Source organism: Kocuria sp. UBA1838 (assembly GCF_002338785.1).
GTDB classification, from domain to species: Bacteria; Actinomycetota; Actinomycetes; order Actinomycetales; family Micrococcaceae; genus Kocuria; species Kocuria marina.
This window is the reverse complement of record NZ_DDIY01000019.1, coordinates 1-22,729: the sequence shown is the minus strand read 5'-3', so window position 1 is coordinate 22,729 and position 22,729 is coordinate 1. Positions and strand designations below refer to the sequence as shown.

19 protein-coding genes, 1 tRNA gene and 1 pseudogene are annotated in these 22,729 nt (G+C 70.2%); 4 read left to right on the top strand and 17 right to left on the bottom strand.

Annotated elements, in window-relative coordinates:
* Both B3I25_RS11780 and B3I25_RS11775 read right to left on the bottom strand, forming a co-directional pair.
* Positions 1-530 (bottom strand): ABC transporter ATP-binding protein (locus B3I25_RS11780; RefSeq protein ID WP_286739345.1); only part of this gene is annotated, 530 nt, incomplete at its 3' end.
* 44 nt (positions 531-574) lie between these two features.
* Positions 575-1,690, bottom strand: a complete 1,116-nt coding sequence (locus B3I25_RS11775) for an ABC transporter permease (RefSeq protein ID WP_286739343.1) — start codon at positions 1,688-1,690, stop codon at positions 575-577.
* 358 nt (positions 1,691-2,048) lie between these two features.
* Here B3I25_RS11775 and B3I25_RS11770 point away from each other — a divergent pair, with 358 nt between their 5' ends.
* Positions 2,049-3,332: a sensor histidine kinase gene (locus B3I25_RS11770; protein ID WP_286739341.1), complete on the top strand. Its 1,284-nt coding sequence runs from the start codon at positions 2,049-2,051 to the stop codon at positions 3,330-3,332.
* Positions 3,329-3,952 (top strand): response regulator, encoded by a 624-nt coding sequence (locus B3I25_RS11765; protein ID WP_064846736.1) that lies wholly within the window; start codon positions 3,329-3,331, stop codon positions 3,950-3,952. The genes B3I25_RS11770 and B3I25_RS11765 overlap by 4 nt, the downstream gene beginning before the upstream one ends.
* Here the strand turns inward: B3I25_RS11765 and B3I25_RS11760 are convergent.
* The 14 genes from B3I25_RS11760 to B3I25_RS11695 form a co-directional block, all read right to left on the bottom strand.
* On the bottom strand, positions 3,921-4,280 hold the full coding sequence (locus B3I25_RS11760; RefSeq protein ID WP_064846737.1) for a hypothetical protein: 360 nt from the start codon (positions 4,278-4,280) through the stop codon (positions 3,921-3,923). The two genes, B3I25_RS11765 and B3I25_RS11760, sit on opposite strands and share 32 nt — an antisense overlap.
* Before the next feature lie 264 nt (positions 4,281-4,544).
* On the bottom strand, positions 4,545-4,820 hold the full coding sequence (locus tag B3I25_RS11755) for a hypothetical protein (RefSeq protein ID WP_143470030.1): 276 nt from the start codon (positions 4,818-4,820) through the stop codon (positions 4,545-4,547).
* A 141-nt stretch (positions 4,821-4,961) separates the two neighbouring features.
* Positions 4,962-5,037, bottom strand: a tRNA-Asn gene (locus tag B3I25_RS11750).
* A gap of 107 nt (positions 5,038-5,144) precedes the next feature.
* The gene (gene dnaG / locus B3I25_RS11745; RefSeq protein ID WP_064846739.1) at positions 5,145-7,115 is read right to left on the bottom strand and encodes a DNA primase; all 1,971 of its coding nucleotides are present in this window, start codon (positions 7,113-7,115) and stop codon (positions 5,145-5,147) included.
* Positions 7,116-7,230: 115 nt separating this feature from the next.
* A complete protein-coding gene (locus B3I25_RS11740) occupies positions 7,231-8,601 on the bottom strand; it encodes an MFS transporter (RefSeq protein ID WP_286739338.1) in 1,371 nt (456 codons plus the stop codon).
* Positions 8,598-9,917 (bottom strand): deoxyguanosinetriphosphate triphosphohydrolase, encoded by a 1,320-nt coding sequence (locus B3I25_RS11735; RefSeq protein ID WP_286739458.1) that lies wholly within the window; start codon positions 9,915-9,917, stop codon positions 8,598-8,600. The genes B3I25_RS11740 and B3I25_RS11735 overlap by 4 nt, the downstream gene beginning before the upstream one ends.
* Positions 9,918-9,922: 5 nt before the next feature.
* Entirely contained in the window at positions 9,923-11,107 is a 1,185-nt protein-coding gene (gene dusB, locus B3I25_RS11730) for a tRNA dihydrouridine synthase DusB (protein WP_064846741.1), read from the bottom strand.
* Entirely contained in the window at positions 11,088-11,939 is an 852-nt protein-coding gene (locus B3I25_RS11725; protein WP_241180960.1) for a tetratricopeptide repeat protein, read from the bottom strand. The genes dusB and B3I25_RS11725 overlap by 20 nt, the downstream gene beginning before the upstream one ends.
* An 83-nt stretch (positions 11,940-12,022) precedes the next feature.
* Positions 12,023-13,384: a galactokinase gene (locus tag B3I25_RS11720; protein WP_206399345.1), complete on the bottom strand. Its 1,362-nt coding sequence runs from the start codon at positions 13,382-13,384 to the stop codon at positions 12,023-12,025.
* 60 nt (positions 13,385-13,444) lie between these two features.
* Positions 13,445-14,857, bottom strand: a complete 1,413-nt coding sequence (locus B3I25_RS11715) for a sugar porter family MFS transporter (RefSeq protein WP_286739336.1) — start codon at positions 14,855-14,857, stop codon at positions 13,445-13,447.
* Positions 14,858-14,954: 97 nt separating this feature from the next.
* Positions 14,955-15,593, bottom strand: a complete 639-nt coding sequence (locus B3I25_RS11710; RefSeq protein ID WP_286739334.1) for a hypothetical protein — start codon at positions 15,591-15,593, stop codon at positions 14,955-14,957.
* A gap of 205 nt (positions 15,594-15,798) precedes the next feature.
* A complete protein-coding gene (locus B3I25_RS11705; protein WP_286739333.1) occupies positions 15,799-16,776 on the bottom strand; it encodes a GNAT family N-acetyltransferase in 978 nt (325 codons plus the stop codon).
* 7 nt (positions 16,777-16,783) lie between these two features.
* Positions 16,784-18,166: a glycine--tRNA ligase gene (locus tag B3I25_RS11700; RefSeq protein WP_286739332.1), complete on the bottom strand. Its 1,383-nt coding sequence runs from the start codon at positions 18,164-18,166 to the stop codon at positions 16,784-16,786.
* 310 nt (positions 18,167-18,476) lie between these two features.
* Positions 18,477-19,673: an acyl-CoA dehydrogenase family protein gene (locus B3I25_RS11695; protein WP_098053322.1), complete on the bottom strand. Its 1,197-nt coding sequence runs from the start codon at positions 19,671-19,673 to the stop codon at positions 18,477-18,479.
* 104 nt (positions 19,674-19,777) lie between these two features.
* Here B3I25_RS11695 and B3I25_RS11690 point away from each other — a divergent pair.
* Together B3I25_RS11690 and B3I25_RS11685 are read left to right on the top strand one after the other, a co-directional pair.
* Positions 19,778-20,964: pseudogene (locus B3I25_RS11690) on the top strand (AMP-binding protein).
* Positions 20,965-21,161: 197 nt separating this feature from the next.
* Positions 21,162-21,623: a MarR family winged helix-turn-helix transcriptional regulator gene (locus B3I25_RS11685; RefSeq protein WP_098053369.1), complete on the top strand. Its 462-nt coding sequence runs from the start codon at positions 21,162-21,164 to the stop codon at positions 21,621-21,623.
* A gap of 82 nt (positions 21,624-21,705) precedes the next feature.
* Here the strand turns inward: B3I25_RS11685 and mmsB are convergent, their stop codons facing one another.
* Entirely contained in the window at positions 21,706-22,638 is a 933-nt protein-coding gene (gene mmsB, locus B3I25_RS11680; RefSeq protein WP_286739330.1) for a 3-hydroxyisobutyrate dehydrogenase, read from the bottom strand.
* Between the last annotated feature and the right edge of the window lie 91 nt (positions 22,639-22,729).

Genomic DNA, 22,729 nt, shown 5'->3' with positions numbered 1-22,729 from the left:
CGCTGCCCACCCGAGAGCTGATGGGGGCGGCGGTCCGCGCAGTTCTCGAGCCCCACCTGTGCGAGCAGTTCGCCCGCCCGAGCGCGGGCCCGCGCAAGCTCCTTGCCCCTGGCCCCGGCCACGTGCGCGGCGAGTACGAGTTGTTCGCGGGCGGTCAGCGAGGCCAGGAGATTGGGTTGCTGGAACACCATGCCCGTGTGCTCCCGGCGGACCCCGGCGAGTTCGCGTTCGGGGAGCTCCTCGAGCCGACGGCCCGCCACGGACACCGAGCCGGAACTCGGGCGGACCAACCCGGCGGCCACGGCGAGCAGCGAGGACTTGCCGGACCCGGACGGGCCCACGAGCGCCGTCATGGTGCCCGCGGCCAGCTCGAGGGACACACGGTCCAGAGCTCGCACCGTGCGGGGTTCGCCCTGCTCGTCCGTGCCGTCCGGGTACTCCAGGCAGAGGTCGGTCACCCGGAGGGCGGGATCATCGGTCGAGTACTCATGCGGCCCGTCCGGGCGTGCCGCTGCGGTATGGTTGTCCATGGGGTCTCCTGCGCGGTGACGGGGGTGACGATCGGAATGCATGCTCAGTTGCCTCCCAGGGCGATCATCGGATCCACGGTGGACACGCGGCGCACGGCGAGCACGGACCCGATCAGTCCCAGCGCCAGGACACCGGCCACGGGCAGCGCCATGGTCGCAGCGCTCAGCACGAACGGGACCGCGGACCCGGCGAGCGCACCGCCGGCGATCCCCAGGCCGCCGCCCACGAGCACGCCGATCGTGAGCACCACGACGGCCTGGACCAGGGAATCCCGCACCACGTAACCACGGCTCGCGCCGAGAGCGCGCAGCACCGCAATGTCCCGGGTGCGCTGGATGGTCCACACGGTCAGGAAGGAGATCACCACCAGGGCGCTGATGCCGTAGAGGAAGCCCTGCATCATGCGCAGCGAGCCCTGCTCCGACTCGTAGGCGGGCAGCGCCGCGAAGGCGTCCCCGGTGTCCATGGCCACGGTTGCGGTGCGCTCCGTGACCCCCTCGGGCACGGTGTCCGTGGTGAGGGCCAGGGCGGTGGCCTGCTCGGGGTCGTCGGTGTGGGCCACGGCGGGAAAGTCCTCCATGCTGAGCCACACGACCGGCACGTGGCTGTAGTACTCGTCCGCCACGACCCCGGTGACCTTCAGGGACGTGCCGGCCAGGGTCACCGCGTCCCCCACGCCCACGTTCATCTCGCGAGCCAGCGTCTCACTGAGCACGGCGGTGCCGTCCTGTGGGTGGGTGACCCCGTTGACGGCGCTCAGCCCGGGCGCGAGCCGCGAGCCCGGTTCGAGCGCGACACCGGCCACGGAGGTGGCCGACGCAGCGTCTGCGGAGGAGTTCGCCCCGTCCCCGGCCCGCGCGGTGGTCTGCACGAGGCCGAGCCGCTCCACGTGGTGCGCGCCCACGGTGTCACGCCACGCGCGCGTTTCGTCCGCGGTGATCCGGGACGTCGTGAAGGACGGGTCGGACGCGTCCCCCGCCGGGGCACTGAGCACGAACCGCTGCGCCTGCAACCGTTCCAGGGCCGAGGTGTTCTGGTGGCCTAGCCCGTTGGTCAACCCGGTGAGCAGTACGAGCAACAGCGTGATCAGGGCCACGACGGTCGCGAGCAACGCGAACCGCCCCTTGGCGAACGTGATGTCCCGTAGGGACAGGTACATGGTGATCTCCGATGGGTCGAGAAACTGTTCCCCTCAAGCCTCGCGGGACGCGGCCGCCGGTGGATCGCCCCGCGGGTGGAGACCGTCCAGCCCCTCGGGGGATGCCGCGCTCAACCAATCGGTTGATCCGCCACTCGCGTCACATGCGTAGCATGGCGGGAGACCCGGCCGTGCCGTGCGCGCTGCTCGCCGATGGCGGCATCCGCCCGATCGCCGCGCGGCGATCGGGACGCCGCGTCTTGGTCGGGGCACCGCACTCGTGCGACCGCGCCCGGGACCCGGGCAGGACGACGACGCCGTCCCCGGCACACCGCTCCGACCAACCAGTCCACCGCACGACCTGGAAAGGAGCCCCCGAGTGCGCGAGGACCTCTCCACCCCCGCAGTGCTGAGCGCCCTGCGGGTCACGTTGCACGTGAGCTTCGCGGCGCTGTTGGTGCTCGCCGCCGTGCGCGCGGTGCTGCACCTGAGCCGGGCCCCTGGCGGCGGGGCGATGATCGCCGTCGTCCTGGGACTGAGCGTGCTGCTCGCGGCGGTCTACCTCGCGGGGACCCTGGTGGAGAGCCGTGTGGCGCGGGGTCGTGCGAGCCGGGAATCCCTGCGGTGGGGTCCCGGGTGGCTCGGTCTCATCGCGGCGCTGTGGGCCGCGCTGGCCCTGCTGAGCCCGGACTTCTCGTGGGTCGCGTTCCCCCTGTTCTTCCTGTGCCCCGTGGTACTGCCCACCGCGGCGGCGCTGGTCGCGATCGTGGTGCTCACCGGCGTCGTGGTGCTCTCCCAGTACCTACATGCCGCCCCGGGGGCGTTCGCGGCGGGAATGGCGCTCGGACCCGCGATCGGTGCGATTGTCGCGCTGCTCGTGAGCTTCGGGTACCGCGCACTGTACGAGGACACCCGCCGCCACGTGCGCGCGATCCGCGATCTCGAATCCACGCGAGCTGAGCTGGCGCGCCAGGAACGGGACGCGGGGACCATGGCCGAGCGCGACCGGTTGTCCCGCGAAATCCACGACACCCTGGCCCAGGGCCTGACCTCGATCGTGCTAGTCTCACGGGCCGCACAGCGCTCGCTGGAGCGCGCGGAGCTCGACGCGGCCCGCGCGCAACTGGCCACGATCGAGGACACGGCCGCGGCCGACCTCGCGGAGGCGCGTCGGTTCGTACGGGACCTCGCCGCACCGGCACCGGGTGACTCCCTGCCCGCCGTCCTCGCGGAGGTGTGTCACCGCACCCGGGAGGCGGCCCGCGCCGTGGGCGCGCCGCTCACGTGCGAGTTCACGGTGGAAGGTGCCGTCCCCGAACTGCCCGCCCCGCAGCGCACCCTGTTCGTGAGGGCAGCGCAGTCCACCCTCGCGAACGTGACCTCGCACGCGCGGGCGTCACGCGCCGTCGTGACCCTCGCGGGCTGGGACGACGCCGTGACGCTGGACGTCGTGGACGACGGCGCGGGCTTCAGACCGCGTTCCGCCGCCGACGACGCACGCAACGACAGCTTCGGACTGGCCCACCTGCGACGCCGCGCGCACGAGCTCGGGGCCGTCCTGACCGTGGAGTCCGAACCCGGCGCCGGAACGGCCGTGAACCTGCGGTTGCCCCTGCCCGCGCCCGAAGCCACCCGCCCCCTGCCGAATGGAGATTCGTCATGACCACCCGCGTATTGCTCGTGGACGATCATCCCGTGGTGCGCGCCGGGCTGCGCGCGGTGCTCGAATCGGTGGGTGACATCGTGGTCGGCGCCGAGGCGCCGGACGGACACGTGGCGCTCGAGATGCTGTCCCGCGCGGGCGGCTCCGTGGACGTGGTGGTCATGGACCTGCAGATGGGTTCCGGGATGGGCGGGCTGGACGCGACCCGGCGCATTGTCGCGGCGGGCGGGCCCCCGGTGCTGATCCTCACGACCTACGACACCCAGGCGGACATCGTCGCCGCGCTCGAGGCCGGCGCGACCGGTTACCTCCTCAAGGACTCGCAGCCCGAGACCATCGGTGCCGCCGTGCACGACGCCGCCGCGGGCCGCCCCGTGCTGTCCCCCTCCGTCACGGCGCGGCTCATGCAGCGGGTGCGTTCCCCCGGCACGTCGCTGAGCGCGCGGGAGATCGAGATCCTGCGCGGGCTCGCCACGGGCGCGTCCAACAGGGCCCTGGCCAAGGAATTGTTCATCTCGGAAGCCACCGTGAAGACGCACCTTGTACACATCTACGACAAGCTCGGGGTGGACAACCGGACGGCGGCGGTCAACCGTGCGCGGGAAGAACACCTGATCTGACGGATGCGATCACGGCGGCGATCCGCTCGGGGTGATCCACCATGACGAAGTGACCGCTGCGTCGCAACACGATCGTGTGCACGGGCGCTTCCCGGGACAGGTAGGTGGCCCGGGCGAGCACGTGGCGCACCCACCGGGTGGTCCCGATCCGCGGCAGCCGTCCGTTCGCGGCCACCACCAGGACGTCCAGCTCCGGGTCCAGGGGCGTGTGGGCAGCCAGTTCCCGCAACCGGTTCATGCACGCCACGTAGCCCGCGAGTTCCCGCAGGGACCCCATGAGGAAGTTCGGGGATGCCAGATCCACGCGCAGCTGCGGCCACGAACGCATGAGGCGTCCGCGTCCGGGCACGAGTCGCCCGGCCACGACGGGGCCCACCACACGCCACGCCGGAGCAGCACACGATGACCGGCCCGGAGCCCGCATCGAGGATCCGTACGGGGCCGCCCATAACTTCGCGGGTGCTGACATGATCCCCGATGCCCGACGGCGCGGAACCGTTGTCCTGTTCGTTGCGAGTTCCCGTGAGCGCAACCGCTGGGCGACGGGCACGCCGGCCGCGGCGATGAGCCACACCGCGATTGCGAGAGGACATCACTTCACGGGTCCGTCCGTCCCTCGCGTACCGTTCGGGAGAGCGCGCCACAGGGTCCGCAGCCGCGCAGAGGAGAACGCCGTCACCCCGGCGAGCACCACCCCGACCACTGCGTCCACGGTTCGCAGCACGGTGGCCCCGGCGAGGTCCGCGACGACGTACTCGGACACGAAGGACGTCCACGGGTGCAGTTCCCGGTTCACGAGCGGATAGAGGACCCACACCGAGTACAACAGCGCCGCTACGGCGCACAATCGGCGAGAAGCCAGAGTCAAGGAACCGGGTCACCCGCCTGAGTCGTGGGCCGCACGTACGGAACAGCCGCCGAGTCTATTAGGCCGCGGCGGCTCCCGGAGGCGGGTGCCGCCCTGGATACGACGAAAGCCCCCTTCCGTACTGGAAGAGGGCCTCCGTGGTGGCTCCCCCGACTGGACTCGAACCAGTAACCCTTCGATTAACAGTCGAATGCTCTGCCAATTGAGCTACGGGGGAATGTACGCACTGCTGCGCAACGAGACGATACTTTACCGCCCCGTCGCGGCTTCCTCAAATCGAATCCCCGCCACCACCCGCAAGCGCCACACCCCTCTGAGTCGGGGTCACACCCCGGTGAGGCTGCGCCGCTGCAGTTCGAGGTCCAGCAGTTCGCGGTTGAGCTGTTGGTACAGCTCGGGTTCCCGTTGCGCGTTCAACCGGTTGAGGTGGGCCAGTTTGTCCGACTTCGCCCGGTTGATGTGCATCTCCACGAGCGAGGTGAGCACGCCCACCGCGTAGTTGCGCATTTGTTGCTCGGTGGCCGCGGGTAGCGGCGTGACGGACAGTTGTGCGAGGTAGCCGTGCAACGGTTCGGGCAGGTGGGCGCGCACGTGTTCGAGCCACGCGCGACCGCCCTCCCCGTGATAGTCCTCGTCCGCGCGGGCGGCCACCACGGCATCGTGCAAGACCTGGTGCACCCGGTACGTCATGCCGGCGGAATCGAAATGCTCCCAGTAGCCGTCCGGCACGAGGTCCGGGAGCTGGAGCACCACTTCGAGCGCCTCCCGTTCCATCCGGGACACGGGTTCGCGCGGATCCGGCAGCTCGGGCGCCTCGGGCCGGTGGTTCTCACCGGGGGCCGAGCCGGGCCCGGAGACAGGCCCCGAGCCATGCCTCGATCCGACCGAGTCACCGCGGTGGCCACGCGCATCCGGACGGTCCGGGGTCGACCCCTGAGCGCGCCCCCGCCCCGGTTCTCCCCGGCCGTTCTCACTGCGGGAGGCGGCGTCGACGGCGCGCAGCACCTCGTTCGTCTCGATCCCCAGCCACCCGGACAGCTCCCGCGCGTACGCGGGGCGCAGGGCGGGGTCACGGATCCTGGCCACGATCGGGGCGCACGCCCGCATGGCGCGGAGCCGACCCTCGAGGCTGTTGACGTCGTACTCGCGGATCGTGGCTTTCAAGGCGAACTCGAACAGCGGGGTGCGGGACTCCACGAGATCACGCACGGCCACGTCCCCGCGGGTCAGGCGCAGGTCACACGGATCCATCCCGTGGGGCTCGACCGCCACGTAGGTCTGGGCCACGAACCGCTGGTCCTCCTGGAAGGCGCGCAGCGCGGCCTTCTGTCCGGCGGCGTCGCCGTCGAACGTGAACACGACTTCTCCCCCGGCGGAGTCGTCCGAGAGGAACCGGCGCACGATCTTGATGTGGTCCGCGCCGAACGCGGTGCCGCACGTGGCCACCGCCGTGGTGATCCCGGCCAGGTGGCACGCCATGACGTCCGTGTACCCCTCCACGACCACGACCTGTTTGGTCTTGGCGATCGGCCGTTTGGCCAGGTCAATGCCGTAGAGCACCTGGGACTTCTTGTAGAGCTGGGTCTCGGGGGTGTTGAGGTACTTGGGGCCGGGATCGTCGTCGTAGAGCTTGCGTGCCCCGAACCCGATGACCTCCCCCGCGACCGCGCGGATGGGCCAGATCAGCCGCCCCCGGAACCGGTCGTAGAGTCCGCGGTTGCCCTCCGAGACCATGCCGGTGAGCTTGAGTTCCTGGTCCGTGAACCCGTGATTGCGCAGGTGCTGCAACAGGTGGGACCACCCCTGCGGTGCGTAGCCGATCCCGTAGGTGCGAGCGGCGTCGTGATCGAAACCTCGCTCCCCCAGGAACCGCTGGGCCGCGGCGGCCTGCCGGGTGTAGAGGTTGCGTTGGAAGAACTCCGCGGCCACCTTGTGTGCGTCGAGCAACCGCTGTCGACGCCCTACTTCCTCCCGGTTGGGTGCGGAACCCTGCTCGTAGTGCAGCTCGTACCCGATCCGGGCGGCCAACCGTTCCACGGTCTCCGAGAACGGCGTGTGGTCCATTTCCATGAGGAAGGAGATGACGTCCCCGGACTCGTCGCACCCGAAGCAGTGGTACGTGCCCAGTTGGGGGCGCACGTGGAAGGACGGCGTGCGTTCGTCGTGGAAGGGGCAGAGTCCCTTGTACGAACCGATGCCCGCGGGCTTGAGGGTCACGTACTGTTCCACGACCTCGCGGAGGTCCGTGCGCGCACGGACCTCGTCGATGTCTTCACGCTTGATCAGTCCGGCCACTCGGCCAGTTTAGGCACCCCGTCAAACCGGATCGCGCACGCGTCACGGATGTGCAGCGGCCCGGAACGACTGGTTAACGGGCCCGCAAGGACACGCGATGACTCCGGCCACGGCGTCACCGAACGGGCCTGCGACGAACAGGGCGCGGGGTCAGCGAGCCGCCGGGGCGTCGTCGTTCCCGCCGACCACCATGCGGCGGTCCGGGGCACCCACGGTCTTGGAGCCGACCATGGCCAGGCTGCCCAGGGCACCGACCGCGGCGAACGCGAAGAAGCCCCACGGGTACGCGAGCCCGGCACCCAGCAGCGTGCCGCCCACGATGGGACCGCTGATCGCGCCGAGACGCCCCACCCCGGCGGACATGCCCAGGGCGGTCGCGCGCACGCGCGGCGGGTGGTTGGTCGCGGTGAACGCGTACACGAGCACCTGGGAAGAGAACACGAAGCACCCGGTCAGGAACACCATGACGTAGATCCCGGCCACGGGCAGCCGGATCGCGAGGGCCGCGAGCAGCACGGCCGAGGCCGCGAACCACATGATGCTCGCGATGCGGGGGGGTAATCCGGTCCGCCACGCGGCCACCGATCCACAGCCCCACCACGGCGCCCACGTTGAGGATGAGCAGGAAGCCCAGCGCGTTGCCGAGGTCGTAGTCCGCGGCGCGCATGATCTGCGGCAACCACGTGTTGAGCCCGTACACGAGCAGCAGACCCATGAAGGACGCGATCCAGATCACCACGGAGTTGCGCGCGTACGTGCCGCTCAACAGTAGGGCCGCGCCCTTCTTCTCAGCCACCACCTGGGCCGACGGCGCTGCGGCACCGCGCGCGCCCGAGGCCGCGGGGGCGGCGTCGCCGATCTCCAGAGGCACGTTGTAGTGCGCGGCCACCCGGCGGGCATCCTCGAGGCGGCCCTTGGACGCGAGGTAGGACGGGGACTCGGGCAGGAACACGAGCATGAGCGGTACGAGGATCAGGGCGGGCAGCGCGCCCACGATGAACATGGTGTGCCACGTGAAGTGGGACAGCACCCAGATCGCAAGCGCTGCGGTGAGCACGGCACCCACGTGGTAGCCGGTCATCATGACCGTGGTGGCGTTGGAGCCGCGGCCGGGGCGGGAGAACTCGGTGACCATGGAGATGCCGGTGGGCAGGCAACCGCCCAGGCCCAGGCCCGCGAGGAAGCGCAGGATGCCGAACCACAGGACGGTCGGGGCGAACGCGGCGGCGAACGTGAGCACCGAGAATACGATCACGGCGCCGATGAGCATCTTGCGCCGGCCCCAGCGGTCCGTGAGGTAGCCCATGCCCAGGGCGCCGACCATCATGCCGAACAGACCGGCGGTCGCGACCGCGGTGGCCTCACCGGTGGTCATCCCCCACGCCTGGTCCGCGAGCAGGGCGGGCATCACGGCGCCGAGCACCACGGCGTCGAAACCGTCCAGGGACGAGATGTGGGGCGCAGAATCGATGCCGCCGGACCTCACCAGAGCGGCTTGTCCCCCGTGCGCCAGTTGGTGCCCCGGATCCGGTCGTGCAGCGCGACCGCGGAGCGGTCCGTGAGGCACGCGATCTGATCGACCACAAGCCGCAACCGGGCGGCTTCACTGCTGGGACCGTCCCCCAGGGCACGCCAGTCCGCGGCGAACTCAGGGGCCAGGAACCGCCCGTCCGTCTGCATCAGGGCGTCCACGAGGATCGTGAGGATCTCGTGCTGGTTGTCGTAGAGGGGCAGGGCGTCCCGCACGGTCATCACGAACGCGGTCGCGATGCCCTTGAGCACCCCGATCTCCAGCTCCGTCTCGCGCGGGACCACGAGGGACGCCCGGTACCGGGTGAGCCGGTCGTCCCCGGCCACGTCCCGGGTGGCCGCGACCGCGGACATCGCGAACCGGCCGATCAACTGGCTCGTCATGTTCTTCAGTCGTGCCAGATCCACGCGTGTCCCGTGCAGACGGGGAATCCACACGGGTGAGGACTCGAGCCGGGACAGCGCGGCGTCGAGCTCGTCCTCCGTGGCCGCGGGCAGGTACCAGCTGCGGGTGCACTCGATGACCCGGTGGCGGTGCGCGGGTTGCGTGAGGTTCTCGAGCTGCAGGGCGTGGGCCGCGACCGCGTCCTCGACGTCGTGGACGCTGTAGGAGATGTCGTCCGCGAGATCCATGACCTGGGCCTCGATGCACTTGCGTCCGGGCACCGCGCCCGCGCGGAACCACTCGAACACAGGCAGGTCGTCCTCGTAGGCTCCGAACTTGCGGTTGGGGCGCCCGTCCGGCCGGGGCGGGGCGTCCGCCGCGCTCCACGGGTACTTGCACGTGGCGTCGAGTGTCGCGCGGGTGAGGTTCAACCCCGCGGGCTCCCCCGACGGCGCGATGATCTTGGGCTCGAGCCGCACGAGCAGACGCAGGGTCTGCGCATTGCCCTCGAAGCCGCCGATTCCCCGGGTCAGCTGCGCGAGCGCCGTCTCACCGTTGTGCCCGAACGGCGGGTGACCGAGGTCGTGGGACAGGCACGCGGCGTCCACGACGTCCGGATCGCACCCGAGCGCCTTGCCCAGCTCGCGCCCGATCTGGGCGACCTCGAGCGAATGGGTGAGCCGGTTGCGCACGAAGTCGTCCGACTGCGGCGAGACCACCTGGGTCTTGGCCGCGAGCCTTCGCAGCGCGGAACTGTGCAGCACGCGCGCGCGGTCCCGCTCGAAGTGACTGCGATGGCGGTTGTGGTGGTTCTCGGCGACGAACCGCTCGGTGTCAGTGGGCTCGTAGCCCGGGGGCAGGATCGCCAGACGGTCGGGGGTGTGCAGTGGGATCAGCCTCCCGAGACGTCGAGCTCGGCGGCCGCGAGACCCAGCCGTTCGGCGTCGCCCAGGATGCGGGAGTCAAGCCAGCCGTCCGGCAGGTGGGGCTTCTTAGGCGAGCCCGCTCGGCCCCGAGGCCCTTCGACGTCCGCGCCCGGGTAGGGGGCATCCAGGTCGAGTTCGTCGAGCAGTTCGCGCAGCGCGGCGAGTGTGGGCACCTGCGCCATGCGGGCGCGTAACTGCCCGCCCACCGGGTACCCCTTGAAGTACCAGGACACGTGCTTGCGGATCTCGCGGCAGCCCTTGAGTTCGTCCCCGAACTCCTGGGTGAGCAGCTCGGCGTGGCGGTACACGGTCTCCGCGACCTTGCGCACACCCGGCCGGTAGCGGCGCGGGCTGCCCTCGAAGGCTGCCTGCAGGTCCCCGAACAGCCACGGCCGGCCCTGACAGCCCCGACCCACGACGACGCCGTCCACGCCCGTGTGCTCGACCATGCGCACCGCGTCCTCCGCGGAGAAGATGTCCCCGTTGCCCAGCACGGGGATGTCCGGGAGGGCCTCGCGCAGCCGCGCGATCGCATCCCAGTCGGCGTGGCCCGAATAGTGTTGTTCGAGGGTGCGCCCGTGCAGGGCCACCGCGGCGATCCCCTCATCGCGGGCCATGCGCCCGGCATCCAGGAAGGTCTGGTGTTCGCCGTCGATGCCGATGCGCATCTTGACGGTCACGGGGATCTCCCCGGCCTCGCGCACCGCCGTGCGGATGATCGCGCGGAACAGGTCGGTCTTCCACGGCAGGGCGGAACCACCACCGCGCTTAGTGACCTTGGGCACGGGGCACCCGAAGTTGAGGTCGATGTGGTCCGCGCGATCCTCCTGCGCGACCATCCGCACGGCCTTGCCCACGTTCACGGCGTCCACACCGTAGATCTGGATGGATCTCGGGGTCTCGTGGGGGTCGTGGTCGATGATCCGCAGGGACTCGGGGCGGCGTTCCACGAGTGCCCGCGCCGTGACCATCTCGGTCACGTATAGTCCCCCGCCGTACTCCCGACACAGGGTGCGGAAGGACTTGTTCGTGACCCCGGCCATCGGCGCCAGGACCACGGGTACGTCCACGGTCAACCGGCCCAGCTGTAGGGGTTTCAAGTTCAACACGGCCGGTTCACGGTCCGCGGTCTCAGTCGTCTCGGTGCTCATCGTGGGCCATTGTCTCATTCGTCCGCTGCCCGGCGTCGCGGTCGGTGCGCGCGGACGCGTCCACCTGCTCGAGTCGCATCGCGAGCTTGAACGCGCGCACCTGCTTGTCCCTGCGACCCAGGGTCTTGTACACCGCGCCCAGGTCCCGCAGACATTGCACCCACTCGCGGGTGTGGGCCTCCGGCTCGGGCAGCGCGGGGTAGAGGTTGCTTGCGGTGTGGAGGGCGTGGGCAACGTCGTTCCAGGCCATCATCCCCTCGGCGAGCGCCGCGAGCCCTTTCCAGCACATGATCTGCCCGGCCACGTCCCCGCGCGCTTCGCAGCCCGCGAGCACGGTCTCGTAGTGCTCGGCCGCGAGTTTGCGCCGCCCGGCCGCTTGCGCCGCGGTGGCCAGGTGGGACACCCAGCGCAGGTCCTCCCGCGTGACGAAGCCCGCACCGTCCCCGGCGGGTCGCGCAGGATCCACCCCCGCCGCCGCGGCCCCCTCCTGGAACTCGCGGTATGCGTCCCACGGGCGCCCGGCCAGCAGCAGCACGTCCCCGAGGTTCTCGAGGCACTGCACCCGCGCTCCCAGGGATCGCGCCGACCGTGGCGCGCGCTTGTACTGCGTCGCGGCCAGTCGGTAGTAGTGTTCCGCGTCCGCCCAGTCGCCGGCGTCCCGCGCGAGATTCCCCAACCACGACGCCGCCTGGCCCGCTTCCAGCCACGTCTCCCCGAGTCGCGCCGCGCGCAGGGCCGCCTCGTAGTGATCGCGTGCCGTGGCGGTGTCCCCGGACGACGACGCCGCCCGGCCCCGTTGCAGCCTGCGCGCCACCCTGGCCCGTGCGAACATGCGCCCTCCTCCTGTACTCCTACCGCGTGATTCTTCCAGCCCCGATCATTGCCCCGTGCAACCGATGCCGCAGGGGCGCGGGGTCAGAGGACCCTGCGGGCGGCGTCGGACGGGGTGAGCGTGAGGAACAGCGGATCGGGGAACCCGTTCTCCCCGAACCGGTGCTGCACCGCGCTCGCGAGTCGCTCCACGTGGGTCTCGGGAACCAAGGCGATCACCGAGCCCCCGAAACCGCCGCCCACGACCTTGGCGCCCACGGCCCCGGCGGCCAGGCAGCCCTCGACCGCCGTATCCAGTTCCGGGACCGTGACCTGGCAGTCGTCCCGCATGGACTCGTGGCCCGCCACGAGCAGCTGACCCACGGCCGCCCAGTCCGGGTCCGCCTCACGCAGGAGTCGGGCGATCTTCTCCGAGCGCACCATCTCGGTCACGGAATGACGCAGGCGCAACCGGGTCCCTCGGGGGTCCTCGGTCAACGGGGCGCCCGCCCCGAGCAGGTGGTCGAAGCGCTCGAGGACCGCCGCGGCGTCGTCGAACCCCGGATCCTCGGGCAGCGCGTCGCGCAAGCGGGAGACCCCGAGCACCGCGGCAGCGGCCTCGCACTCGGCGCGGCGGGAACTGTACTGACCGTCGGCCAGTTTGTGCGGGGCGCACGTGTCCACGGCGAGCCACGTGAGACCCGCGAGCGCGGGATCGGCGGGCAGACGGGCGACGTCGAAATCGCGGCAGTCCAGCGCGAGCAACTGCCCGGCGTGCGAGCGCAGGGACGCCGTCTGGTCCAGGCCGCCGGTGTTGGCGCCCACGATGTAGTTCTCCGCGTCCATGCAGGCTCGGGCCAGGGCGCGGCGCAGGGTGTCGTCCGGGTGGTCGTCGCCCGTGCGCAGCGAGAACAGGGCGAGCGCGACCGAGCACTCGAGCGCCGCGGAGGAGGCGAGCCCCGCGCCGATGGGCACGGTCGAGTCCACGAGCAGGTCCGCGCCGAAGTCCGCACCGAGCGCGAGTTCGGGCACGGCCTCGTGCTCGGAGTGCCCCGCGGCCACGCGGTTCATCCCCCACGCCACGCCCGCGGCGTAGCCGAACCAGCCATGGATGGCTCCGGGTTGGACGTCACTCACCCGGGCCGCGCGCGGTTCACGGTCCGCGACGGAGGCGTCCGTGTCCTGGAGGGACTGCGCGTGCAGCAGCCCGTCCGTGCGGGGTGCGGCGGCGGTCAACGTCACGTACTGGTGGGCGAAGGGCAGGCACATCCCGCCCGAGTAGTCGATGTACTCGCCCATGAGATTCGCGCGGCCGGGCGCGGCCCACACCCCTGCGGGCGGGCGGGCGTAGACCTCCTCGAACTTCGTGCTCAACCGCTGCGCCCGCTCACGCACGTCCGGTTGCGCGACCCAGCGCGGGCGCGCGAAGTCTTCCGGGGTGGTGGTTTCGCTGAGCTCACAGGACACGGACGGTTCCTCACATGGTGTGGACGGGGCGTCGTAGGACGACTGACGAACCATTGTCCCCTACCCGGCGCGAAAGTAGCGCTCCAGCTCCTCGAGGGACTTGTCCTTGGTCTCCGGGGCCACGCAGTACACCCACACGATCGCGACGAGCTGGAGCACCACGAAGATCATGATCGTGTACCCCACGCCCAGCGCGTCCGTGAGCACGGGGAACGTGAGCCCCACCAGGAACGTCATCATCCACAGGATCCATGCGCACGCACCCATGCCCACGCCGCGCACGTTGAGCGGGAAGATCTCGGACATGTACAACCACGTCACGGTGCCGATGCAGCACTGCATGAACCCCACGAACACCACGATGCACGCGAGGATCACCCACGCGCGCGCCGGACTGCCCTCGGGGATCGTCAGGTAGGACACCGCAAAGCCCGTCAACGACGTTGCCGTCCCCACCAACCCGGTCAGCAACAGTGTCCGGCGGCCCACGTGCTTGAGCAGGTACATGGCCAGGGCCACAGCCACGACCCCCATGATCCCGGGGATGATGTTGGCGTAGAACGCCCCGTTGCCCCCGAAGCCCACGTCCTGCAGCACCGTGACGCCGTAGTACTGGATCGCGTTGATCCCCGAGATCTGATTGATCACGGCCATGGACGCGCCCAGCACGAAGATTCGCCTGATCCACGGGACGCGGACCAGATCCGTGATCCGGGCCGCGGGGCGGTGCTCGTCCTCGTGGGCGAGTTCCAGGACGGTCTCACCCTCGCGCCGGTCGTAGGAGTCCTCGCGGATGCGGCGCAACACCTGGAACATCTTCTCCACCGCTCCATGGCGGGCCAGCCAGCGGGGGGACTCCGGCACCACGAGCATCCCGATCCACAGCACGAGCGCGGGGGCGGTCGCGAGCACGAGCATGACGCGCCACACGTGCGGGAGGTGCCCGAACGCCGTCGCCAACCCCGCGTTGAACACGAAGGCGAGCGCCTGGCCGCCCACGATCATCAGCTCGTTCTGAGCGACCACGCGACCGCGCAGGTGCGAGGGGGCGAGTTCGGCGAGGAACACGGGCACGATCACGGAACACGCGCCCACGGCCAGCCCCAGCAGGCAGCGGAACGTCACGAGCACCGCGATGGTGGGTGCGATCGAACACCCGATCGTGGCGACCACGAAGACCACAGCCAGTATCATCAGCACCCGGCGGCGGCCGTAGCGGTCGGCGAGCTTGCCGCCGAACGCCGCGCCCCACGCGCCGCCGAACGGCAGGATCGAGGCCACGAGACCCTCCAGGAACGGCGTCAACCGCAGATCCGCCACGATGGACGGCAGCGCTCCGTTGATCACCCCGGTGTCGTAACCGAACAGCAATCCGCCGAACGTGGCCACCGTGGCGATCAGCCGCAACCGGCCGTTCATCTCCTGGCGTCGCGGTGGCTCCGTGCGCGACGGACTCGCCTGGGTCTCGAACATGGGACTCCTTTCCTCCGTGAACGTCTTACCACGAACGACGCATTGCGGGGCCCGCGAGGCTGCTCGGCGCCGACCCGCTCGACGTCCTGTCTTCAGGTCAGTCCTCGGTGCCCGCGATCCTGGCCGCGGGCTCCACCGCCGTGGCGCTCGCGAGCGTGGCCGCGTGGTTCGTGACGGCCGTGCTGTCCCGGCACGAGCAGCACGCGGAGGCCTCGTAGACCGAGACCGGACGGCGGCGGTCAGTTCGCACCGCGGCCCGAACGGATCCCGTGATCGTGGAGCTCGTCCCGCAACGCGCGCCACATCCTGTCATACGTGAACCGCTCGGTGACCACGGCCCTACCCGCCTCCGCGAGCGCCTCCCGCTCGGCCAGGCGGCGAAGACGTCGACGGCCCGCTGCGTCCCGTCGTCGGTGAACAGTTCCGGTGCGCAGCCGAACGGGATAGCGGCCACCTGATCGGCCCGGAACCCTGCATCCACGAGGATGTCGATCTGGTTCCGGCTCAGCGTGAGGATCAGATCCACCGCCGAGAACCGGCGGACGAGCGCGCGTCTGCGATCGGGATCCGCTCGTCGGATCCATTCCACGAGCCAGCACGAGATCATCACCAGGGGTGCGCCCGCGTACGGCGGCACGTCCCGCCGCCTGAGCTGCGCGGCGAGTGCCGTGACGGGTTCGAGCAAGCCCAGGACCAGTTCGGCGTTCCGCACCCCGGGCACGGCCCTGAGGGGCACGTCCACCATAGTGTGGGTCCGATGCTCCACGACGTCCCGCAGATTCCGGGGTAGCCTGCCGCGCAGGGGTCGGACCCCGGTGACCGGGAAACCCGGACCCGGAAACAGGTCGATGCCGTACGGGCACGCCGTGTGGTCACCCGCGTGGAGAACCAGTGTCCTCACCGCACCCGTCCTCCCCCCGCACCGGCCTGGACCGGCGGCCTTACACTCGGTCGTCCACCAGCGTGACCGTTTCCGTGACCACGTGCGCGACCCCGGCCTCCAGCAGGTTGTCCACCACGGCCACGAGCGGGGTCATGGAGTCGTCCACCTCGAGCTCCACGGGGTAGTCCCGGACCAGCAGGGCCAGCAGCGTCTCCACGGCCGCACCCGCCTCACGCGCGGAACCGTCATCGGAAGAGGCGCCCGGCACGTAGCCCAGCAACACGTCCGCGGCCTCGAACCGGGTGGCCCGGTCCTCGGGATCCTGCGGATCGAACGGGCGGTAGCTCACGGCGAACGCGGTGATCGATGCGGGACCGTCACTCCCCGGAGCGCCCGCGCGCAGCACCAGGGCTCCGAACGCTCCGGCGGTGTCCGAGAGCAACTGCCGGTTCACCGCGCCGATCCCGATCTCCGCGACCGGGTCCCAGTCGTGGACCGAGCGGTAGAACTCCCACACGGCGCGTGTTAGTTCCACGGAACCGGTCGCGAGATCTTCCACGGAGCGCACCCACGAGCCGTCCGCGGTCTGTCCGAGCGCGGGTTCGGGCAGGGCACCCGCGGCCACGCGCACCACGCGCGAGCGCATGGCCGGGGTCAGGCCCTCCGCCTTCGCGAAGCTCTCCCCCGCGGAGCCGGGGGTCACGCGGGAGCGCAGCGCCGTGACGCTCGACGGCGCGTCCGCGGCCACTTTCCGCAAGCGCGCCAGGAGCTCCCGGCCGATGCCTTCGCGCTGCCGGTCCGGAGCCACCTCCACGTACGCCCACAACCGGCGCGGGTGCCACGGGGACTCGTAGACCACCCCGGCCGCGACGGGCACACCGGCGTCGGTGGCCACGAGCGTGCGGGAGAACGCGGCGTCGTCGTCGGCACCCAGTCGCGCACGGAAGGCCTGCGCGGGTGCCGACGGCGCATCCGGCCAGACCTCGAGCAGACGCAGGTCGTCGTCCTCTCGCCACGGACGGTACTCGATGCTCATGCGGTGCCTACTTCTCGAGGTGGTCGGCGAGGTACTGCTGGACGCGGTCCAGACCCACGCGCTCCTGGGTCATCTCGTCGCGTGAGCGCACGGTCACGGCCTGGTCCTCGAGGGTGTCGAAGTCCACGGTGATGCAGAACGGCGTGCCGATCTCGTCCTGGCGGCGGTAGCGGCGGCCGATGGCCCCGGCGTCGTCGTAGTCGATGTTCCAGCGGCGGCGCAGCTCGGCGTCCAGGTGCTGCGCGGCGGGGCGCAGGTCCTCCTTCTTGGACAGCGGCAGCACGGCGGCCTTGACCGGAGCCAGGCGCGGGTCCAGGCGCAGCACGGTGCGCTTGTCCACGCCGCCCTTGGTGTTGGGGGCCTCGTCCTCCACGTACGCGTCCACGAGGAACGCCATCATGGAACGGGTCAGCCCGAATGACGGCTCGATCACGTACGGGGTGTAGCGCTCCCCCGAGGCCTGGTCGAAGTACTGCATCTTGGTGCCGGAGTGTTCGGTGTGGTTGCTCAGGTCGAAGTCCGTGCGGTTGGCCACGCCCATGAGCTCGCCCCACTCGGAGCCCTGGAAACCGAAACGGTACTCGATGTCGATCGTGCCGTCCGAGTAGTGCGCGCGGTCGTCCTCGGGGACGTCGTAGCGGCGCATGTTGTCGGGGTTCACACCCAAGTCCACGAACCAGTTCCAGCACGCCTCGACCCACTCGTCGAAGTAGCGCTTCGCCTCGTCCGGGTGGATGAAGTACTCGATCTCCATCTGCTCGAACTCGCGCGTGCGGAAGATGAAGTTGCCCGGGGTGATCTCGTTGCGGAACGCCTTGCCGATCTGCCCGATGCCGAATGGCGGCTTCTTGCGCGCGGCGGTCACCACGTTGAGGAAGTTCACGAAGATGCCCTGAGCGGTCTCCGGACGCAGGTAGTGCTTGCCCTCCTCGTTGTCCACGGGACCCAGGAAGGTCTTCATGAGCCCGGAGAACTGCTGGGGCTCGGTCCACTTGCCGTCCTGGCCCGTCTCCGGGTCCTTGACGTCCGCCAGGCCGTTGACCGGGGGGTGGCCGTGCTTGGCCTCGTACGCCTCCAGCAGGTGGTCCGCGCGGTAGCGCTTGTGGGTGTGCAGGGACTCCACCAGGGGGTCGGTGAAGGTCTCCACGTGCCCGGAGGCCTGCCACACCGCAGACGGCAGGATGATCGAGGAGTCCAGGCCCACCATGTCCGCGCGGCCGCGCACGAAGGTCTGCCACCACTCGCGCTTGATGTTCTCCTTCAGTTCCGCACCCAAGGGCCCGTAGTCCCACGCGGAGCGCGAACCGCCGTAGATCTCACCCGCCTGGAACACGAAGCCCCGGCGCTTGGCCAGGGAGATGACATTGTCCAGGGTGGATTTGGCAGTCATGCGGTCTCACGTCCGTTTCTCGCCCGACCGCTGGCTGCGGCCGCGCGTGGAGTACTGGGTGGGTCGTTCACGGCGCCGACGACGACGCCGCGGGGCCGCCCACGCGGGACCGGCACCGAAGGGTGCGGGTGCGGTGGGGACGAGAACGCCCGACGGCGCGCGAAGGCGCTGTCACCAGGGTAACGAGGATGCCGAATCCCCGCCTAACCGCGCGGCCCTCGCTCATGAGGGACCGCGCCCGGTCGGTCACGACCCCGGGCGCGGTCCTGCGGGCACGGCTTCCCCCTTCTGGTCGTCAGCTCCCGGCCACTCAGACGAACGCGGAAACCCCCGTGAGCGCCCGGGAGACGATGAGCGAGTTGATGTGGTAGCTGCCCTCGTACGTGTAGATGGCCTCGAGGTCCCCCAGGACCTTGGCGATCTCGTAGTCGCTCAGCAGGCCGTTGCCGCCCAGGGCGTCACGCGCCAGTGAGGCCGAGCGCCGGCCGAGCCGGGTCGCGGTGGACTTGGCGAGGGCCGCGTGCATCATGTCCATCTCGTCGCACGTTTGCAGGCGGGTGACTTGCACCATGAGCGCGGAGCTCGCCGCGAGGTTGCCCGCGATCTCCGCCATGGCCTGCTGGACCATCTGGAAGCTCGCGAGAGGCTTGCCGAACTGTTCCCGCCGCAGGGTGTACTCGCGCAGGACGTCCAGGATGGCCTGTTGGGCGCCCACCGCTTGCCACCCGACCCATGCGCGCGAGTCCTTGAGCAGCATGTTGGCGGCGTCGAAACTCACGGCCCCGGGGAGCAGGGCGTCCGCGGGGACACGCAGGTCCGTGAACGTCACGTCCGCGTTCTGCATGATGCGCAGACCCATCTTGTTGCCGATCTTGGTCGCGGCGTACCCGGGTGTCCTGGTGGGCACGGCGAAACACTTGACCTGACCGTCGGCCGTGTCCCGCGCCCACACGAGGGCCAGTTGGGCCACGGTTCCGGCGCCGATCCAACGTTTTCGACCGTTGATGGCCCACTCGTCACCCTCGCGGGTGGCGGTGGTGGCCAGGCCGCCGGCGATGTCCGAGCCGTGCTCGGGTTCAGTGAGGCAGAACGCCCCGATCGTGGAGAGGTCCGAGAGCCCGGGGAGCCACGTGTCCTGTTGCTGCTGCGACCCCAGTTCCACGAGGGTCCCCACTATCAACTCGTTGTGGATCCCGATCAGCGCGGACAGGGACACGTCCGCCCGGGCGAGCTGCGCATGCACGAGTCCCTGGAACAACCGGGACGAGCCGTCCCGGAACAAATTGCCCAGGCCGAGCTCGGCGAGCCGGGGCAGCATCTCCAGGGGCAGGTGCTCCCGGTTCCACGGGTCGATCGACTGACGGCGGACGTTGTCCTGCAGGTGCTTCTCGATCCCCGCCAAACGGGTGCGTTCGTCATCGCAGAGCAGCTGCTGGATCTTCAGCAGGTCCACTCCGGGGAGCTCGGACGCGGCACGGGGACGAGAGGAGGTGATGGCGGTGGTCATCCTGGCCCTCGGGTGCTCGGTAATCCAATGGTGATCTTTTCAACTATAGACCGTCCAAGTACATATCTGTATCACAGATCACATTAATTCGAGGGGGGCCGGTCATGACCGTCACGGACGAGTTTCGCGCCGCACGCTACCACCTGGTGTCGCTCCAGCAGGAGTGGGAACGGGCCCGGGAGGAGTTCGTGTGGCCGCGCGTCGATCACTTCAACTTCGGCCTGGACTGGTTCGACCAACTCGCCGCATCCCCCGAGCGCCGGGACCAGGACGCGCTGATCATCCTGGAGGAGGACGGCTCCCGCCTGACCCGCACGTTCGCGCGACTGAGCCAGGACTCCGCGCGGGTCGCCAACTGATTGCGCGAGCACGGTGTGCGCCGCGGGGACCGCGTGATCCTCATGCTCAACAACCAGGTGGAGCTGTGGGAGTGCATGCTTGCGTGCATCAAGCTGGGGGCGGTGGTGATCCCCTCGACCACCCAGATGGGACCCACCGACCTCACGGCCGGGTGGAACGCGCCGGCGCCTCGCGGGCGGTGGGCGGCGTGGAGGATGCCGCCAAGTTCGCCTCCGTGCCCGGGGACTACGCGGTCGTGTACGTCCCGGGGGTCCGGGCGGGTTCCGAACCGGTCGCCGCCCCCGAGCTTCCCCACCGCACGTGCCTGGACTACCGGGACGCGTACGCGAGCTCGGACGAACTGGAACCGGACTCGCCCACGGGCGGGGACGCTACCCTGCTGCTGTACTTCACGTCCGGGACCACGTCCACGCCGAAACTCGTGGAGCACACCCACACGTCCTACCCCGTGGGCCACCTCTCCACGATGTACTGGATCGGTCTGGAACCCGGTGACATCGTCTCGGTGGACGAGAACGGGGTGTTCAGCTACATGGGCCGCTCCGACGACGTGTTCAAGTCCAACGACTACAAGATCTCCCCGTTCGAGCTCGAGTCCGTGCTCGTGGAACACCCCGCGGTGCTGGAAGCGGCCATCGTCCCCACCCCGGACGAGCTGCGCCTCGCGGTCCCCAAGGCCTGCGTCACGCCCGCGCCCGGCCGCATGGCCGACGTCGCGACCGCCACGGAGATCCTGGCCTACTGCCGCACCACGGTGGCACCCTACAAGCGGATCCGTCGGATCGAGTTCCTCGAACTGCCTAAGACCATCTCGGGCAAGATCCGTCGCGTGGAACTGCGCTCGGTGGAGACGCGGCGCTCCGAATCCGGCCGAGCGCCGGAGGGGCACGGGACGGAGTACCGCGAGGAGGATCTGTCCCTGGACCAGTAATGGCCGCCCGGTGACGGCCCTCCCGTGACGGTCGCCCGGTACCGGCCGCCCGGTGACGGACGTTCGATGACAGCCCCTTGGTACTCTGACCGGGCCGCGGGAGGGCACCGACGGCATCCGATGAGGAAGGCGGGTTCCCTGTGTCGACCACTCCCGGGCTCCCCAGGGACCCCATTGCCGAGGCCCAACGCAACTGGATGCGGCACGGGTGGGAGGACACCGCCGCGCCCATGGCGGCGGTCACGGCCATCATGCGCGTGCAACAGATCCTGCTGTCCCGGGCCGAGGCCGTCCTCAAACCGTTCGGGCTCACATTCGCGCGCTACGAGCTGATCGCGCTGCTGAGTTTCTCGCGCGAGCACCAGATGCTCATGAAGAAGGCCAGTGCCCTGTTGCAGGTCCACCCGACCTCCGTGACCAACGCGGTGGACCGCCTCGAGGACGCGGGCCTGGTGCGCCGCGAACCGCTGCCCAGTGACCGGCGGGCCATCACCATCGTGCTCACGGATCGGGGGACGGCCGTAGCCACCGAAGCCACCGAGGCGCTCAACCGTGACCTGTTCCGCGACACGGGGTTCGCACCGGACGAGGTGGACTCGCTCATCGCGATCCTGCGGCGCTTCCGCGCACACGCCGGGGACTTCGCGATCGAGGGCTGACGCCCCTGCGACGCCAGGCCCCGCCATTTAAGCCCCGCCACGCAAGCTCCCCGCTCAATCCTTGCTGGTCAGGCCATGCCATTCAGGCCCCGCGCTCGCTCTCGGCGCGGATGGTCTCGATGATCCCCGAGAAGTCCCGGTGGGCGCCGTCGCCGGCCGCGAACTCGCGGTACAGCTGCGCGGCGAGCGGGCCCATGTGGGCCGCGACCCCGGTATCGGTCAGTGCGGAGACGGCCAGGTTCAGGTCCTTGGCCATCAGGGCTCCGGCGAAGCCCGGCCGGAAATCGCGGTTGGCGGGACTCGCGGGAACCGGCCCGGGCACCGGGCAGTTCGTGGTCAGGGACCAGCACTGTCCCGAGGCCTGTGAGACGACGTCGTACATCGCGTCGTGCGTGAGCCCCAGTTTCTCGGCGAGCACGAACGCCTCGCTCACCGCGATCATGGACACGCCCAGGATCATGTTGTTGCAGATCTTCGCGGCCTGCCCCATGCCGTTGCCCCCGCAGTGCACGATCCGCCCGCCCATGATCTCGAGCAGCGGGAGCACCTCCCGGTATACGTCCTTCGGGGCGCCCACCATGAACGCGAGCGTTCCCGCCTCCGCCCCGACGACGCCGCCCGAGACCGGTGCGTCCGCCGCCCGGTGGCCCGCCGCCACGGCGAGTTCGGCGACGTCCTGCGCGTTGGAGATGTCGATCGTGGAGCAGTCGAGGAACGTGGTCCCGGCGGGTGCCGCCGCGAGCAGACCGGGCGCGGCGTCGTCGCCCATGTAGGCCTGCCGGACGTGCCGACCCGAGGGGAACATGGTGATGACGACCTGCGCCTCACGGACCGCGGCCGCGGGCGAGTCCACCACCGTGACCTCGGCCGCGCGGGCGGCGTCCATCGCGGCGGGGACCACGTCGAACCCCAGGACCGGGACGCCCGCGGCCACCAAGTTGGCGGCCATGGGCCCGCCCATATGGCCCAGGCCCAGGAAGGCCACCCGGAGATCTGTTGTGCCGGAGGTGTTCATGGTGCTCCCTGACGGTACGGAACCCGGGGGTTCGGGACGTTCGGTTCGGGCGTTCGGCTCGGGTCGCGAAGTGCGGGTCGCGAGGCGCGGG

Bases quoted from the DNA above. Each gene is read 5' to 3' on its own strand.
- B3I25_RS11775 (WP_286739343.1), bottom strand. From the start codon at position 1,690: ATGTACCTGTCCCTACGGGACATCACGTTCGCCAAGGGGCGGTTCGCG.
- B3I25_RS11765 (WP_064846736.1), top strand. From the start codon at position 3,329: ATGACCACCCGCGTATTGCTCGTGGACGATCATCCCGTGGTGCGCGCC.
- B3I25_RS11760 (WP_064846737.1), bottom strand. From the start codon at position 4,280: ATGCGTTCGTGGCCGCAGCTGCGCGTGGATCTGGCATCCCCGAACTTC.
- dusB (WP_064846741.1), bottom strand. From the start codon at position 11,107: ATGAGCACCGAGACGACTGAGACCGCGGACCGTGAACCGGCCGTGTTG.
- B3I25_RS11725 (WP_241180960.1), bottom strand. From the start codon at position 11,939: ATGTTCGCACGGGCCAGGGTGGCGCGCAGGCTGCAACGGGGCCGGGCG.
- B3I25_RS11715 (WP_286739336.1), bottom strand. From the start codon at position 14,857: ATGTTCGAGACCCAGGCGAGTCCGTCGCGCACGGAGCCACCGCGACGC.
- B3I25_RS11705 (WP_286739333.1), bottom strand. From the start codon at position 16,776: ATGAGCATCGAGTACCGTCCGTGGCGAGAGGACGACGACCTGCGTCTG.
- B3I25_RS11700 (WP_286739332.1), bottom strand. From the start codon at position 18,166: ATGACTGCCAAATCCACCCTGGACAATGTCATCTCCCTGGCCAAGCGC.
- B3I25_RS11695 (WP_098053322.1), bottom strand. From the start codon at position 19,673: ATGACCACCGCCATCACCTCCTCTCGTCCCCGTGCCGCGTCCGAGCTC.
- B3I25_RS11685 (WP_098053369.1), top strand. From the start codon at position 21,162: ATGCGGCACGGGTGGGAGGACACCGCCGCGCCCATGGCGGCGGTCACG.
- mmsB (WP_286739330.1), bottom strand. From the start codon at position 22,638: ATGAACACCTCCGGCACAACAGATCTCCGGGTGGCCTTCCTGGGCCTG.